This is a genomic window from Bradyrhizobium sp. NAS80.1 (genome assembly GCF_001908205.1).
In the GTDB taxonomy this organism is placed as follows: domain Bacteria; phylum Pseudomonadota; class Alphaproteobacteria; order Rhizobiales; family Xanthobacteraceae; genus Bradyrhizobium.
In genome coordinates this window covers 1-15,164 of record NZ_LGHL01000188.1, presented here as the reverse complement: position 1 = coordinate 15,164, position 15,164 = coordinate 1, and the positions used below count along the sequence as shown (strand labels likewise).

Here is a 15,164-nt window from a genome sequence, read left to right as displayed (position 1 = left end):
GGCTATGCTCAATGTGAGAGATCTGCGAGCCCACTACGGACAAGTCCAGGCGCTTTACGGTCTCGATCTCGCCCTCGAGGAAGGCAGCCTGACAGCGCTGCTCGGTGCCAATGGCGCTGGCAAGACCACGACCCTGCGCGCGATCTGTAACATGGTGCGATCGACTGGCTCGATCGAATTTGATGGAGGATCGCTGAGCAATCGCTCGACCGAAAACATCGTCCGTCTCGGTATCGCTCATGTGCCGCAGGGCAGGGGCACCTTTACGAGCATGACGGTTGAGGAAAACCTCCATCTCGGTGCGATCATCCGCCAGGACAAGAGCGGTGTGGCTTCGGACATCGAGCACATATACGCTTATTTTCCCGTGCTTAAGGTGCGGCACACTCAGCAGGCTGGTACGCTCTCTGGCGGCGAACAGCAGATGCTGGCGGTTGCTCGCGCGTTGATGCTGCGCCCGCGGCTAATGCTGCTGGATGAACCATCGTTTGGTCTTGCGCCAATGATCGTGCGTGAGCTGTTCAAGATACTCGGAAAGATCAACCGTGAGGACAAGGTCACCATTCTGGTGGTTGAACAGAACGCTCAGCTCGCATTGGAGCTCGCCGATCGGGCCTACGTGATCGAAACGGGACGGATCGTAATGTCGGGGCGAGCGGCCGATATCGCGAGCAATGACGACGTCCGCAGATCGTATCTGGGCTATTGAGGAACGGGGTCGTGGACCTTCTCACCAATCAAATCCTCGCCGGGATTGCTACCGGCGCGATCTACGCCTGCATGGCGCTCTCGGTTGTCATGATCTACCAGGCGATCGACCATCTCAATTTCGCGCAAGGCGAAATGGCGATGTTCTCCACCTTTATGTCCTGGCAACTGATGCAGTGGGGAGTCCCGTATTGGGGGGCTTTTCTGATCACGCTGGCCTTTTCGTTTGTCGGTGGCATCGTAATCGAACGGGTCTTGTTCAGGCCATTGGCGACCGCGCCGGTCATGACTAACGTTGCCGGATTCATTGCGCTGTTCTCGATCATCAATAGCTGCGCCGGGCTGATCTGGGACTTTACCATCAAGCAGTATCCGACCCCATTCGGATCCTCGCCGTTTCTCGGAAGCCAGCTGATCTCGACTCATGAGGCGGGCATGATTGGCATCACCGTGATGCTATTGGTCTGCCTGTACCTCTTCTTTCGGTACACGAAAATCGGCCTTGCGATGCGCGCGGCTGCATCGATGCCGGAATCGGCGCGCCTCGTGGGCGTCAATACCTCCTGGATGATCGCCCTTGGCTGGGGCATGGCGGCCGCGATCGGTGCGATCGCTGGCATGCTGATCGCCCCGCTCGTGTTTCTCGAGCCGAACATGCTGGGCGGCGTTCTGATCTACGGATTTGCGGCCGCCGTACTCGGCGGCCTGACCAGCCCCCTCGGGGCTGTCGTCGGCGGTTTTTTGGTCGGGATCTTCGAGAATCTTGCCGGGACCTACGTCCCCGGCGTCGGCAACGAACTGAAACTGCCGATCGCGCTGGCGCTGATCGTCGTTGTGTTGGTTGTCAAACCCGCCGGCCTTCTCGGCCGACCTATCCTGAAGCGAGTATGACCATGAGCGCAGTTGAGGAAGTGGCCACCGGAGCCCCGGCCGTGGAGGGGATCCCCAAGAAAGCCATGGCGTTCGAGCAGGGCACTGCAATGGTGATCCTGACACTCCTGGTGTTCATGCCCTGCTTCGTGAAGAGTTTCTTCGTCTTCCAGATGACGATGCTCTTGATCTATGGTCTTGCGGTGTTGGCCCTGAATATCCTCACCGGCGCCAGCGGGCAGTTCTCGCTCGGGCAAAGTGCGTTCTTTGCCGCGGGGGCCTATACAACGGCGATCTTGATCGAGCACGGGGGTCTGAATTACGCTCTGGCGCTGCCGATCGCCGGCGTCGTCTGTTTCGCCTTTGGATTCTTGTTCGGCCAGCCGGCGCTGCGTCTGAGTGGCGTGTATCTGGCGTTGGCAACCTTCGCGCTGGCGACTGCCACACCGCAGCTTCTGAAGCTCGGCTATTTCGAACGCTGGACCGGTGGCGTACAAGGGCTCGTCGTGACCAAACCTGACGCGCCACTCAGTCTGCCGATGTCGCAGGACGTGTGGTTGTATTATTTCACCCTCTTTGTCGCGATCGGAATCTATGTCCTTTCGATCAACCTCCTGAAGTCACGCTCCGGCCGCGCCCTCATGGCGATCCGCGACAACGAGATTGCTGCATCCGCCATGGGTGTCGACGTGGCACTTTACAAGACGCTGGCGTTCGGCGTTAGTGCCGGGATCACTGGCGTCGCTGGCGGGCTGGGAGCGATCGCTGTGCAATTCGTGGCGCCTGACGGCTATACGATCACGCTCGCGATCTCGCTGTTTCTCGGTATGGTGGTCGGCGGAGTGGGCTGGTTGCCGGGATCGCTCGTGGGAGCTGCCTTCATCATCTTCGTCCCGAACATTGCAGAAGGAATCTCAAAGGGTCTCTCCGGCGCCGTGTTTGGCGTTCTGTTGTTCCTCGTGATCTTTCTGGTGCCGCGCGGCGCGCAACAGGTCGTGCAGTTTGTCAGTGATAAAGCAGGCCGGCTGCGAAGGACCTGAGGGGCAGGTTTCCACACTGGCGCGTCGCTAGGCCTGGCGCTGGTTGGTGCCAGAATGACGCGACCAACGTTGACGCCTAGCCTTCGCGGCGGTTACTCAGGGTGGTGAACCTTCGAAAACCGTGACCATGGGTGGTGCATCGAGGATCAGGGAAGGATCGACCCGCGCCGGCCGAGGGGCTGAGAGCGGCTCTTGAGAATAGCCGATCTCGGCCCAGGCTCGTTGCGACAGCTGGGCAGCCTCGCGAAGTCGCTGCTAATGACTTGTACGGCAGATCACTGGAAATCCGCGAGCTCGATGAGGCGTCAGGCGCCTAAAGCGACGATACCAGATGACCGCCATCAACGGCCAACGAAGCTCCGGTAATGTAGCTTCCTGCATTCGAGGCGAACAGAAGCAATGCGCCATCCAGCTCATTGGCATGACCAAGCCGTCGTTGTGGTATGCGCTTTACCAAAGCCTCGCCGGCCGGCGTAGCGAAGAAATCCCGATTGATCTCGGTTTCGACATAGCCGGGACATAGGGCGTTGACTCTGATTCCGAAGCGAGCCCATTCGAGCGCAAGTGAACGCGTCAGATGGATAGTTCCGGCCTTCGATGCAGCGTAAGCCGAAAGATTTCCTGCAGGCCGCAAGCCGACGATCGAGGCAATGTTGATAATCGAGCCGCTCCTGCCTTCATCTCGCATTCTCCGCGCGGCCGCCTGAGCCACGACAAAAACGCCCCGCAGATTTGTGTCGACGACACGGTCCCAATGGAGAGTATCCATCTCGAGAGCCGGGCAGCTGTCCGCGGTGCCCGCATTATTGACGATAATGTCGGGGCTGACGGTCAACTCCGTAAAGACGGCGTTTACGGAATCCGCGTTGGTCACGTCGAGCAGGGCCGTCTCCGCAATTCCCCCCGCCTCAACGATTTCGTGGCGCAGCCGGGTAAGCGCGTCGATCCGGCGCGCGGCAAGAACGACCCGCGCGCCGCGGCGCGCCAGCAGCCGGGCGAAATGTGCGCCGAGTCCCGCGGACGCTCCGGTTACAAGTGCGCACTTTCCGAAAAGGTCATCGTACATGCTATCGCGATTCCGCAACTGATCTAATGTTTCGCCCGAGTCCGTATCCGCACCTGGTTTCGTCGCGCCCGACAACCGGCTTACGTCGACTTTGAAGAGATCGCGCCGTTCTGATCGGCAGTTGTAGCAGTGTCGTCAGAGACGAAGACGCCGCTCCTCCAATCGCAGCGCGGAAGCAGCGAACCTTCCCGACGCTCATGGGGCGTGGTTCGTGGCCGTAAGCAGATGCAATGCACCATCAGACTCTGGTGCGCCGCACTAGCCGATCTAGCGTTCCGAAAGGAAAGCGGCTTCTCTAGACTGGAGGGCGCCGATCCCTCCAGCCAGTTGCTGTCTCGTATGCATCGGCAACGCGCAGTACCATCTGCTCATCAAACGCCCTGGCCGCGATCTGCATTCCGATCGGTAGCCCAGCCGCACTGAAGCCGTTGCAGACAGCGATGGTCGGGCTCCCCGTGATGCAGAACGGGGTTGTGATCAACGGGTTCTTCAGAAGGTAGAACTTGTCCATCTGGTCGATTTTCGGCGCTGGAGAAAGACCACCCGCAGTGACCAGAACGTCATAGCTATCGAATAGCGCATTGACTTCGGCCACCAGCTTCTGCCGAGTTCGCGTTGCGTTAACGTAGTCGGCGGCAGTAATGAAACTGCTGAGCATCAATCGGTCGCGCAGGATTGAACTGTACTTTTCGGGTACCTGCTTCAATGTTTTCTGGTGAATTGACAGCGCCTCTGACAGGATCAGTATGATGCAACAGTCGCTGTAGTCTTGCAGGCTGGATAGCTGCACCTCTTCGATGGTCGCGCCGAGTTCCTCGAAAGTACGGCACGAGAGATCCATGGCAGATTTGATCTCAGGAGTTGCGTGCTCGTCGCCATCATAGAAATGACGGATGAGGCCAATTCTGAGCCCTTTCAGATCGGACCTAAGTCCGGACGCATAGTCGGGAACGGGATGATGCGCAGACGTCGGATCGCTTGCGTCGTAGCCCGCGATGGCCTGCAGGACCAGCGCGGCGTCACGCGCTGTCCAGGTCAACGGGCCGCAATGATCCAGCGAATACGCCAGTGGGACCACGCCTCGCCGTGATACCCGACCATAGGTCGGCTTGAGACCGGTCACGCCGCAAAAGAACGCCGGCATCCGGATTGACCCGGCGGTATCACTGCCGAGAGTTGCCATGGCGAGACCGGCCGCGGTCGCGGCACCTGAGCCACTTGATGAGCCGCCGGTGAAATGCTCCGTATTCCACGGGTTGCGGGCTGGCGGAAAGGGGAGTTCCCAGGATGGCCCCGCAAATGCAAATTCGTGCGTAGCGAGCTTGCCCAGCAGTACGCTGCCGGCACCGCGTAGCATTTCCGCGACCCGAGAGTCGCGTTCAGGCACTCTGTCCGCGAATACATGCGAGTGGCAAGTTGTCCGAATTCCGGCTGTGTCATAGATGTCTTTCAAGGCAACGGGTATCCCGTGGAGCGGGCCCTTATAGTTGCCAGCCAAAATCTCGCGTTCGGCCCGGCGCGCATCGTCCCTCGCGCGCGCTGCCGTTACGGTGATGTATGCATTGAGCTTGGGATCGACGTCTTCAATCCGGGCAAGAAAGGCCTCGGTAAGCGTGACGGGAGACAACTCCTTCCTCTCGACCATTCGAGAGGCATCCGAAATTGTCATGTGATGAAGAGCGCCGCTCATGATCGCGGCCCCAAGAGCGAGAAAATGTGCGCCGGATCGTCCTCGTGGTGATGGTCACGACCGACGCGCGTGCGCATCCCGTCAAGATACGGCAGCGCCGCATACATCTCCTTCAAGCTGTCCTCGTCCGGTTCGAAGCCGGCTGCCTTCAGGCGCGCCTTGAAGTCGTCCATCGATATCATGCTAATCCTTCAGTGGGGGCGCGTGTCGTGATGAGCAAAAAGGTTGCCTGGAGTGCTATCTCGTGAGGTCGCGTGGTTTCCAATTGCAGCATCCTTGCGTGCTACGGAAACACCGCGATCGACGGGCGAGGGTAGTTTCCTTCCGCCGAAGCTAGCAATTTCCCTCTGGCCGCGTCATGCGGTTTTAGCTGGCAGCAAGAATATCCACATATGTGAATCGTGCCGAGGTAGGTTGACCCAAGCTCAACGCATGCACCACTATAGCTGCAGTGGCGATAACCACGCGTCCACTTTTGAGTGCAGATAGCGACAGACAGCCACGCGGCATGCTCGATGGAATTCTAGGGCCATGGCCGCGTATCCGCGGGTGCCACCATGGTGCTGCGTGCGAGTGGGCCAAAAACGCCGTCATATAAATCCGGAGGAAATCACGTGTCTGCCCTAAGGAATTTTCCAACTCGCAACAGATCTTTGAGCGGATCGCTCCTCGCCGCTGTCCTCTCGGTCTTGCTGGTCGGCCAATCCGAAGCGGCCGAGAGCGTAATCAAGCTGGGAAACACGGCCCCCTTCAGCGGGCCTGCTTCCGCCTACAGCATTATGGCGCGTGCCGAGGCAGCCTACTTTCAGATGATCAATGATCAGGGTGGCATCAACGGCCGGAAGATCGAATTCCTGACCCTGGACGATGGCTATTCGCCGGCGAAAACGGTTGAGCAAACCCGCAAGCTCGTGGAGCAGGACGAGGTGCTTGCAATGTTTAGCTCGGTCGGTACCGCACCTAATATGTCCGTCCAAAAATATCTCAACGCCAAGCGTGTTCCCCAACTGTTTGTAACGTCCGGGGCGACGAGGTGGAATGACCCCAAACAGTTTCCGTGGACGGTCGGCTTCTATCCGACCTACGAATTGGAGGGGCAGGTCTACGCACAGTACATCCTGAAGACGAAACCGAACGCAAAAATCGCGGTCATAACGCCAAACGAAGACTCGGGAAGAGACTATCTCAGGGGCTTCAAGACCGGCCTTGGCGAACATGTGGATCAAATTGTCTCGGAGACGACCTATTTGACATCTGATCCAACCATCGATTCTCAGATGGTCAGCATGAGGGAGTCGGGAGCTGATGTCTTCTTTGCAGAGGCCTCGCCCAAGTTCGCGGCTCAAGCGTTGAGAAAGGCAGCGAGTATGGGCTGGAAGCCGTTGGTTATTCTTCCGTCGGTTTCCAATTCCTTTTCGGCAGTACTCGAGCCGGCGGGCCTCGACAATGCTGTAGGTGTGGTGACCGGGCTCTACCTCAAAGACCCGAATGATCCGCGCTGGGCCGATGACCCCGCACTAAAGGACTGGCTTGCATGGATGAAGAAGTATCAACCGAATGCGAGCACCGGCGACCTGTTCAACGTTCACGGCTATACTGCCGCGCAGCTCATGGTTAGCGTATTGCAGAACTGTAAGGACGACCTTAGCCGTGAAAACATCATGAAGCACGCGACGACATTGAACGGCCAGGAGCTGCCAATGCTTCTTCCGGGAATAAAGGTCTATACTGAGCCGCACAATTTCGCGCCAATCCGACAGCTGCAAATGGCGCGGTTCGATGGAAAGTCTTGGATTTTGTTCGGGGATGTTCTTAGCGGCAAATGAGGAGAGGTAGGGTCCTCGATTAATTGTTGGCGTCAACGCTCCTATGATGCCGCGCTGCGCAGTCCGCTCCGCGGCATCCCTTCTTATCTAGATCGCGCACATGCGAGCCGGAGGAAATGACTTCAGTCGGGCGGAGGGGCGCTGATGCGACGCTTCTCAATTGCCGTTCTGTGGGCAGCGAAGCGCCAATGCGCTACGGCGGTGGAGGTGAGTGATGCGCTGTGGGCGCGCTGGGCCCGTTGCGAACTCTGGCTAGTCGAAACAGCGTAACCGGCGTGCGCCCTCCACCTGGGCCTCGCGCGAATGAGCTGCGATACATCCTGGCATGAGCGGTTTTTGGGAGGTGAGCAATGGCAGATGCCATGCATGAAGCCATGCTTGATGCCAGGCGGAAGGTGGCTCCTATCGTCGCATCGAGGTGATCACGGGGCAGCGTTGGCGACGGCAGTGGACTGCGGAAGAGAAGGCGCGGATCGTGGCGGAGAGCTTCGAGGAAGGGGTCAATATCTCCGAGATCGCTCGGCGCAATGGCGTTGTCCGTGGGCTGCTCACGGCTTGGAGGTAAAAGTTCGCGACAGCAGCGGGCCTTCCGGCGCCAGGCTTCTTGCCGGTCCGGATCACTTCCGAGAGCGGTTCGGCGACGGCAGACGAGCCGGACCGGCCAGCGGCCGCACATGAAGTGCCGCCGCAGATGGCACCGCTCGCAACCAAGCTTGGAGGTGTGATCGAGATCGAGATGGGAGGGGCACGCATCCCGGGTCGAGCCGGGAGTGGAGTTGGCGACGCTTTTTGTCTCGCCCATGGTCGACGCAAATTCGTCGAGGTGTACAAGACGATGCAATCGCCGTTCGCTCACGAAGTCATCGAGCGCCTGCAAGAGGTCTAGGCCATCGAGGCCGAGATCCGCGGCTTGAGCGCCGAACAGCGGCTTGCCGCCCGCCGCACTAGGACCGCACCGCTGATGGAGGTGCTGAAGGCGCGACTGACCTCGATGCTCGACCAGCTGTTCTCCCAGTCGAAGCTGGCAGAGGCCATCAACTATGCGCTCAATCACTGGGATGGGCTGACGCTATTTCTCCGCGACGGTCGTGTCGAGATCAATTCCAACACCGTAGAGCGTTCAATGCGACCGATTGCAATGGGAAGGCGCGCTGTTCAGCGGCAGCGAGGGTGGCGCCGAGAGCTGGGCAATCCTTGCATCGCTGATCAACACGGCAAAGCTCCACAAACTGGATCCGCAGGCCTATCTGGTCGATGTGCTGGAGCGTATCGTCTCCGGTCAAACCAAGAGCCACCAGCTGCACGAACTTCTCCCCTGGAACTGGAAAGCGGCCCGCGAGTTCAGCGCACGGGTGGCTGCATGAGCCGGCGCCGCCGTTCTTCATCACGGATGGCGGTAGCCGCGATGCCGCTCGAAGAGCTTGAGCCTTGGCTGCGGGCTCGCCCCGAGCAGCATCCCGTCGCCACGAGCCTTCCCATGCTCGACGGCTATGTCGCGGCGATCGTGGCCGGGCCGGTGTCGTTCAGTCCGCCCGACTGGATCTGTCCGCTACTCGCCATCGACGCCAACGCATTCAACCATGGTGGCACGTCGGAGCTCGCTGCGATTTCGGCCGTCGTGCTGCGCCACAACGACATCAGTGACGTTCTTTCCACCGCACCACATCGGTTCGCGCCGGTCCATGGCCGCAAGCCGAATGGCGACGTTGACGCGCGGCCGTGGTGCCAGGGATACCATGCCGCCATGCGGCTGAGACTATCGGCCTGGGCCCCGCTGCTCGACATCAGCAACATACACCACGGCTTGCTCCTGCCCATCCTGCTGCATTGCGTCGACGATCAAGGGCGTCCACTACTTGGACTACCAAGGAAAGGCCGCGAGACCGAGGAATTTCTGCGCAACGCCTATGCCGACATTCCGAACGTCGTCGAGGCCATACGCCAGTACTGGATGCCGACCCGCTACGCTCGCGCGCGCTGACAATGCAGACGTGGGAGCTCATATCGACTACGACTGACCTACCGTCAGCCGAACAGGAATTTGAACAAGATGTCTCTTTCGATCACGCGTCGTGTTGCGTTAATGATACCGGTAACCGCTGTTCCGGGGCTGCTCGTACCTCGTGCCCAGGCCGAGAGTAGCCGCCGAGGCATCGAACCACGGCTCAAGGAACTCGAGGCTCGAAGCGGCGGACGCCTGGGTGTTGCCGTGCTGAATGTCGCAACCGGCCAAGTGATCGGCAACCGAGTCGACGAGCGCTTTGCGATGTGCAGCACGTTCAAAGCGCTGGCGGTGGCCTTCGTGCTGGCGCGGGTTGATCGGGGCGAAGAGCGGCTTGACCGTCGCGTTGTCTTCACCGAGCGCGATTTGGTTCCGCCCTTCAACGCGACCAAACCTCATGTTGGCCCCGAGGGCATGACGATAGCGGAGCTTTGTGAAGCCGCAGTCACAGTCAGCGACAGTACCGCCGCCAATTTATTGTTAGCCAGCTTCGGCGGTCCGGCAGCACTTACGGCCTATTTGCGATCTTTGGGCGATCCGGTGACCCGGCTAGATCGCATAGAGCTTGATTTGAACATCGTCAAGCCTGGTGACATCCGTGACACTACGACGCCTGGCGCTATGGTGGAAACATTGCATCGGCTGCTTCTGGGGGATGTTCTGTCAAAATCATCCCGCGCAAGGCTGACGACTTGGATGGTAGAGGCAAGAGATGCTGCTACGCGGCGTCTCCGGGTTGGCCTGCCAGCAGGGTGGCGGATTGCCAACAAGCCTGGCACTTGGGAGAAGATATCGACGAACGATATCGGTGTAATCTGGCCGCCGGATCGCGATCCAATCGTGCTTGCCGCCTATCTTGGGGAAGCGCCAGGGTCAGTCAAGGTTCAGGAAGGCATTTTAGCCGATGTCGCTCGCATCGTAGCGGAAGGATAGGCGTCGCTCTCAGGCCTCGGCCTTGACAGCTTGACCCCGATAGGCCCAGGGCAACAACTGATCGATATCGTGGTTCGGATGACTATTGACGATCCTTGTGAGGACGTCGGTGAGATAGCCCAACTCCAAGAAACAGTTCACGCCAAGCCGCGTCGCAGCTCATTCGCGCGATGCTCAGGTGGGGGGGCTCATGCCGGTTACGAAACAGCTGCGGAAAGGGCAGGAAGGCCCGATCCTGCGGCTGACCGTGAGTACGGCCTGTTTCATGAGGCGTCATCCACCGCGGCAGGCGGTCAACCAGAAGACCGCCGGCCCAATCGCCGCGAGTGTCATATTATCGGTATTAGTGACGGCGCGCCCTAGTCGTCCTGCCCGAGGACGCCCTTCTGGTGCAGCCTCTCGATATCTTCGATGGCAAGCCCGAGATAGGTGGTCAGAACTTCGGCATTGTGCTCGCCCAGTCTTGCGGATGGCAGGCGCGCGAGTGAATCTGTGCCGTGATAGCGGATTGGGCTTGATGGCAGGACGACGCGGCCGAAATGCGGGTGGTCAACCCACTCCAGCATGCCGCGGGCATGCATATGTGTATCGCGTGTCACTTCCATCAGATCGCGCACGGGAGCGGTAGGAACTTTATGGCGTGTGAGAGTCTCCACGATCTCGGCTTTGGTGAACTCCGCGGTCCAACCGCCGACTACGCTATCGGTCAGGTCCATATTGCGCACGCGGTCGGCCGCCGTCGCGAAACGGGGGTCCACGGCAAGTTCGGGCTTGCCCATGGCTTGGGCGAGGCCGACCCAATGCGATTCATTCACCGCAATGATTGCAACGAACCCGTCAGCCGCTGGGTAGACATTGTAGGGCGCCTCCGCCATGGCGCCATGGCGGTTTCCGGTGCGTGGTGGTGCGCTTTCCCTATCGAAAACAAATGACAGGCCCGATGCCAGGGTAGGGTAGACGGCCTCGATCATCGCAACTTCAACCAACCTACCCAGGCCCGTGAGCTCCCTCTCATAGAGAGCGGTGACGATTCCACCATAGAGATGGGCGGCTCCGATGAAGTCCGCGACAGCGGGACCGGCCTTGACCGGTGCGCCATCCGGAAAGCCTGTGATCGACATCATGCCCGATGCCGCCTGGATCGTGATATCCATGGCAAGGTTGTTGCGGTCAGGCCCAGATAGGCCGTAGCCGGATGCCGAAGCATAAACGAGGCGCGGGTTGATGGCGTGGAGTACCTCGAACCCGACACCGAGCCGATCCATCACACCGGGGGCATAATTCTCGAGCAGGACGTCTGCCTGGGCCACCAGGCCTTTTAGAATGTGGCACCCCTCGGGTGACTTCAAATCCAGGCTGATTGCCTTCTTGTTTCCGTTCAGCATAGCGAAGGGAATGGCCGCACCATTGCTCACACGCGCGCGATGCCGGATCGGCTCTCCTTTAGGCGGCTCGATCTTGATCACTGTGGCACCGGCTTGCGCCAGCAGAAAGCCGGCGTACGGTCCTTGATAGATCTGACCGAGGTCGAGAACGGTGACACCATCCAGCGGCAAGTTACGACGTTTGAGCACTTGGGCCTCGGCTCTAGAGTGGGAGTTTCGAACACGCTGACATTGACCGCGAGCATCCCGCGAACGAGGTATCAGCAACAACGCCATGAGTTGCGCGCGCCATTGGCGAGCGACCGAAGGTCAGGATCAGTTGCTCGAAAGCTGTCCCAGCTAGCATCGGCTCGAGTTCGTCGTCCATGGCTTTCGTGCTTGGGGCGAGTTTTCCATATACGTAAATGGTGCGACGGGCTTGTCGAGTGTCATTGCCATGTCTTCGGCGAGACGGCCGTTAGTGCGCGTTGGACCGTGATTATCGTGCCGGTTTGTGTTTTCACATATGTAAAACGGAACGAAGCTCAAGACTTTGATTGATTGCCAAAATGAAAGGACTAGGCTTTGTCAAAGTTTTGCATGCAGCCCCTGAGGCTGCGGACGAACCTCGCGTAACAAGCCGCACCCATCGAAGTTGTTAGCAGGATGCGCTTGTATCCACCACGTCGAGAGGGAGAGCGGCATGGCCGACTACCGTTCGTGGTCGGCTTTGGCGCAGAAGCACGGCAGTGGTGCTGCGCATAAGGTGATCGCGTTGGCTGAGACGATATAGCGCCAGCGCCGCATAGAGAGTATCAAGGTCGCGCCATGACGAGAGATGTTCAGACCGGTGTTGTCAGTCTCCTCGCCCAATCCGTTGTGTTCGGTAAGCCTGCTCACGAGGCTGTTGCCGACGAGGCAGCCCGTCGCGGCCTCCGTCGCATCTTTGTGACATCGACTCGCTCTCTCGCTCTACTGGGGAATGGCCCGCTACAGAAGGTCATCGAGGCGCTGGGTCCTCGTTATGTCGGGCAATTCACCGGCATCGGGGCACATAGTCCCGATCATGACATCGTTGCCGCTGCGAACGCCGCACGCCAGGCCGGCGCGGAGGTGATTGTCGCGCTCGGCGGCGGATCAGTGATCGATGCGACGAAAGCAGTTCTAATGTGCCTGTGGGACGGGATAGATAATGTGGAGGCATTCCGTGCTGCGCATCCGAAATTTGACGGAGTATCAACGACTGAGTTGGGGCGAGAGCGGGCGTTTGCTGTACCCACCACTTTGTCGGCGGCGGAGTTTACGGCGCTTGCTGGAATCACCAACCCCGACACCGGACAGAAGATGATGTATAGGCACCGCGACGCGGCTCCACAGGTCGTGGTGCTTGATCCGGCTGCGACCCTCGATACGCCGTTGCGGCTGCTTTTGACCAGTGGCATCCGCGCGGTAGACCACGCGGCTGAGGCGTTCTGTTCGCCCACGGCCAATCCCATGACTGAAGCTTATGCATTGAACGCGGCCCGCCTGTTATCGAAAGCCTTGCCTGCGATGAAAGCGGCCCCCGAGGATCTGGTGCAGCGGCAGCTCGCCCAGTTCGGAATGTGGCAAGGCATTCTTTCATCCTCGACGGGTGCGGGAACGGGAGCGAGCCACGCCATCGGCTATGCGCTGGGTGCTTCTTACGGAGTGCCTCACGGGGAGACGAGCTGCATCTCGCTCGCTCCGACCCTGAGATGGAACGCAGAGGTCAATCGCGAGCGCCAGGACGTGCTAGCCGAGGCAATGGGGCATCCTGGTCAGCCGGCCTGGCAGGTGGTACGTAATCTTGTTTGCCGTCTCGAATCGCCGGTTACACTTGGTGACGTCGGCATCGCTGCTTCGGAAATCTCGCGTCTGGCGGAGCGAGCTTTCACGTATGCACCGATGCGCAACAATCCGCGGCCGATCGCGTCTCCCAACGAAGTGGCGGAAATCCTCGCTTATGCGACGTGATCCCATCTCCGCGTGACCGGAGTTTCGGACGTTCCTGGCGCTCGGTCGCAAGCGGCCGATTGTGCTGCGAGCAAACGTCGGGCAAGCTTTGATGATGTATGCCGTGCCTATGACCGGCCATCCATTAGGGACGCTCTGAAATATCTTCAGCTGAGGGCGAAAAGTCGCGGATGCCGCCATCGGCATTTCCGGCGCCGCTCATGAGGTAGATCACTCGTCGCGGGCGGCAAGCCAATTGTCGGCACGATTCGGATTCCACGAGCGGACGCAGGCGTCGCATCGGTGATTTCAACCGCGGAGGCGGAATCGATACGCCCTATCAATGGCAAAGCAATTCCCGTATTCTATCGTGCAATTCCATACTTGTGAAATGCAAGGCGGGCCTTGGGATGTCAGAAGCCGTGATCAAGACTGCGCGTCGAATTTTCGAGGTGCTGGAGCATTTCGAGGGGATCCAGCGCCCCGCTAGCCTGAAGGACATCACTGCACATCTGGAATATCCAGTGTCGAGCGCGTCGGTCCTGCTGAAATCAATGGTTGTCATGGGATATCTTGACTACGACAGCTACTCACGTACCTACATGCCGACGATGCGGATCGCCATGCTCGGAAACTGGGTACAAGGTGCGCTGTTTGGGGAGGGACGCATCCTCGCGCTGATGAAGCACATGAGCGACGTGACACAGGAACTGATCAGTATCGGCACGCAGAGCGATCTGTTCACACAATATATTCACATCATTCCTTCAACCCACGCGATCAGATATCACGTGAAGCCAGGAACGGTACGTCCTCTTGCGCGATCTGGGGTTGGCTGGCTGCTACTAAGTGCGCGCAGCGACGAGATGATCGAGAAGTTATTGCGACGCATCAATGTCGAAGAAGAGGATCGCAAGTTGCGGATCGCGCTTCCTGATCTGATGGTCCGAATCAAGGAAATCAGAAAACAGGGCTACGTGTTCTCGCGGCACACGGTCACAGTCGGAGCCGGCGTTATAGCCATGCTGCTGCCAATCCGCCGCTACGGACGCATTCTGGCGATCGGTGTTGCTGGCCCCGTCGAGCGGCTTGAGCAGAATAAGAAGAAGATATTGTCGGATTTGCGCGCTGGGATAGCGCGGTTCATGGATAGTAGCGATCCGCAGCCAACTCCCCATTTTGATGGTCTTGCGAAAAAAGATATGGCGTGAGTGGACGGCTCCCCACGAATGAATTCGACTAAGACGCGCAATGAGGACCTTGCGCCGTATTACTGAAGCGCACTGGCCGGAAGATAACGTCGCCGGCTATGCCGGCCCGCTGACGATGGGCGGTGGCAATGGGTGGTGGCAATCAGAGCGTGTTCGTCTGTCAGGTCGGGCAGTGGAGTCATCCATCGGATGGCTCGCGCTCGCGTGTCTGCCATACTCAGAGTCGGTGTGTAACTGCGTCTGCTCGCGACCGACCTCAATCCGGACGTAAGTGATTTCGATCAACGCGAGGACGGAACTGGCTTCCAGGCATCTCCGTCCTTGACGATCTTGAGAAGACCCGGAAATCCTATGTGTGCTCCGGCAACCATGAGGTTGTCCGAGGCGGCCATTTCGAATGCGCGTTTTCTTGTCGACGCTGCAAGTTCGGGATCTTGATCGAATGCCACGCCCCATTCAGGGTGGAGAAACTGGAAGTTG

At 59.2% G+C, this 15,164-nt stretch carries 14 protein-coding genes and 3 pseudogenes; 11 read left to right on the top strand and 6 right to left on the bottom strand.

Translation table 11 applies throughout. The annotated features are described in order from the left end of the window. Positions 1-4: 4 nt before the first annotated feature. Genes AC629_RS34810 through AC629_RS34800 form a run of 3 tightly spaced genes read left to right on the top strand, consistent with a single transcriptional unit; the run spans position 5 to position 2,618 of the window. Positions 5-709: an ABC transporter ATP-binding protein gene (locus AC629_RS34810; protein WP_084809290.1), complete on the top strand. Its 705-nt coding sequence runs from the start codon at positions 5-7 to the stop codon at positions 707-709. Positions 710-720: 11 nt separating this feature from the next. Continuing rightward, the gene (locus tag AC629_RS34805; protein ID WP_084809289.1) at positions 721-1,599 is read left to right on the top strand and encodes a branched-chain amino acid ABC transporter permease; all 879 of its coding nucleotides are present in this window, start codon (positions 721-723) and stop codon (positions 1,597-1,599) included. A gap of 2 nt (positions 1,600-1,601) precedes the next feature. Next, the gene (locus tag AC629_RS34800) at positions 1,602-2,618 is read left to right on the top strand and encodes a branched-chain amino acid ABC transporter permease (protein ID WP_084809288.1); all 1,017 of its coding nucleotides are present in this window, start codon (positions 1,602-1,604) and stop codon (positions 2,616-2,618) included. A gap of 313 nt (positions 2,619-2,931) precedes the next feature. Here AC629_RS34800 and AC629_RS34795 read toward each other — a convergent pair whose 3' ends face one another. From AC629_RS34795 to AC629_RS47255, 3 genes are all read right to left on the bottom strand, one after another. After that, on the bottom strand, positions 2,932-3,684 hold the full coding sequence (locus AC629_RS34795) for an SDR family NAD(P)-dependent oxidoreductase (protein WP_084809287.1): 753 nt from the start codon (positions 3,682-3,684) through the stop codon (positions 2,932-2,934). A 295-nt stretch (positions 3,685-3,979) separates the two neighbouring features. Further along, positions 3,980-5,374: an amidase gene (locus AC629_RS34790; protein ID WP_084809286.1), complete on the bottom strand. Its 1,395-nt coding sequence runs from the start codon at positions 5,372-5,374 to the stop codon at positions 3,980-3,982. After that, entirely contained in the window at positions 5,371-5,547 is a 177-nt protein-coding gene (locus tag AC629_RS47255; protein WP_168195653.1) for a hypothetical protein, read from the bottom strand. The genes AC629_RS34790 and AC629_RS47255 overlap by 4 nt, the downstream gene beginning before the upstream one ends. Before the next feature lie 384 nt (positions 5,548-5,931). On the opposite strand from AC629_RS47255, the gene AC629_RS34785 reads away from it, so the two are divergent. The 6 genes and pseudogenes from AC629_RS34785 (at position 5,932) to bla (ending at position 10,135) form a co-directional block, all read left to right on the top strand. After that, a complete protein-coding gene (locus tag AC629_RS34785; protein WP_084809285.1) occupies positions 5,932-7,200 on the top strand; it encodes an ABC transporter substrate-binding protein in 1,269 nt (422 codons plus the stop codon). A 418-nt stretch (positions 7,201-7,618) separates the two neighbouring features. After that, positions 7,619-7,765 carry a transposase gene (locus AC629_RS34780; protein ID WP_502693074.1) on the top strand — a complete coding sequence of 49 codons (147 nt, stop codon included), beginning with the start codon at positions 7,619-7,621 and terminating at the stop codon, positions 7,763-7,765. Between the two features lie 126 nt (positions 7,766-7,891). Further along, positions 7,892-8,296: pseudogene (locus AC629_RS50775) on the top strand (IS66 family transposase); the annotation flags it as partial. A gap of 37 nt (positions 8,297-8,333) precedes the next feature. Continuing rightward, positions 8,334-8,564, top strand: coding sequence for a transposase domain-containing protein (locus AC629_RS49250; RefSeq protein ID WP_245332089.1), 231 nt, complete (start codon positions 8,334-8,336; stop codon positions 8,562-8,564). Continuing rightward, entirely contained in the window at positions 8,561-9,181 is a 621-nt protein-coding gene (locus AC629_RS34770; RefSeq protein ID WP_245332088.1) for a UPF0149 family protein, read from the top strand. The genes AC629_RS49250 and AC629_RS34770 overlap by 4 nt, the downstream gene beginning before the upstream one ends. Positions 9,182-9,250: 69 nt before the next feature. After that, complete coding sequence (gene bla, locus AC629_RS34765) at positions 9,251-10,135, top strand: class A beta-lactamase (protein WP_084809283.1); 885 nt, start codon at positions 9,251-9,253, stop codon at positions 10,133-10,135. A gap of 9 nt (positions 10,136-10,144) precedes the next feature. Here the strand turns inward: bla and AC629_RS34760 are convergent. Both AC629_RS34760 and AC629_RS34755 read right to left on the bottom strand, forming a co-directional pair. Then, positions 10,145-10,252, bottom strand: a pseudogene (locus AC629_RS34760) (transposase domain-containing protein); the annotation flags it as partial. Between the two features lie 242 nt (positions 10,253-10,494). Then, the gene (locus tag AC629_RS34755; RefSeq protein ID WP_245332087.1) at positions 10,495-11,709 is read right to left on the bottom strand and encodes a CaiB/BaiF CoA transferase family protein; all 1,215 of its coding nucleotides are present in this window, start codon (positions 11,707-11,709) and stop codon (positions 10,495-10,497) included. Positions 11,710-12,327: 618 nt separating this feature from the next. On the opposite strand from AC629_RS34755, the gene AC629_RS34750 reads away from it, so the two are divergent. Both AC629_RS34750 and AC629_RS34745 read left to right on the top strand, forming a co-directional pair. Further along, on the top strand, positions 12,328-13,494 hold the full coding sequence (locus AC629_RS34750; protein WP_084809281.1) for an iron-containing alcohol dehydrogenase: 1,167 nt from the start codon (positions 12,328-12,330) through the stop codon (positions 13,492-13,494). 389 nt (positions 13,495-13,883) lie between these two features. Next, entirely contained in the window at positions 13,884-14,684 is an 801-nt protein-coding gene (locus AC629_RS34745; RefSeq protein ID WP_084809280.1) for an IclR family transcriptional regulator, read from the top strand. 281 nt (positions 14,685-14,965) lie between these two features. Here the strand turns inward: AC629_RS34745 and AC629_RS47875 are convergent. Further along, positions 14,966-15,164, bottom strand: a pseudogene (locus AC629_RS47875) (MBL fold metallo-hydrolase); the annotation flags it as partial.

Coding starts and splice junctions, on each gene's coding strand:
- AC629_RS34800 (WP_084809288.1), top strand. CDS start 1,602: ATGAGCGCAGTTGAGGAAGTGGCCACCGGAGCCCCGGCCGTGGAGGGG.
- AC629_RS34785 (WP_084809285.1), top strand. CDS start 5,932: ATGGTGCTGCGTGCGAGTGGGCCAAAAACGCCGTCATATAAATCCGGA.
- AC629_RS34790 (WP_084809286.1), bottom strand. CDS start 5,374: ATGAGCGGCGCTCTTCATCACATGACAATTTCGGATGCCTCTCGAATG.
- AC629_RS47255 (WP_168195653.1), bottom strand. CDS start 5,547: ATGGACGACTTCAAGGCGCGCCTGAAGGCAGCCGGCTTCGAACCGGAC.
- AC629_RS34795 (WP_084809287.1), bottom strand. CDS start 3,684: ATGTACGATGACCTTTTCGGAAAGTGCGCACTTGTAACCGGAGCGTCC.
- AC629_RS34810 (WP_084809290.1), top strand. CDS start 5: ATGCTCAATGTGAGAGATCTGCGAGCCCACTACGGACAAGTCCAGGCG.
- AC629_RS34745 (WP_084809280.1), top strand. CDS start 13,884: ATGTCAGAAGCCGTGATCAAGACTGCGCGTCGAATTTTCGAGGTGCTG.
- AC629_RS34750 (WP_084809281.1), top strand. CDS start 12,328: ATGACGAGAGATGTTCAGACCGGTGTTGTCAGTCTCCTCGCCCAATCC.
- bla (WP_084809283.1), top strand. CDS start 9,251: ATGTCTCTTTCGATCACGCGTCGTGTTGCGTTAATGATACCGGTAACC.
- AC629_RS34770 (WP_245332088.1), top strand. CDS start 8,561: ATGAGCCGGCGCCGCCGTTCTTCATCACGGATGGCGGTAGCCGCGATG.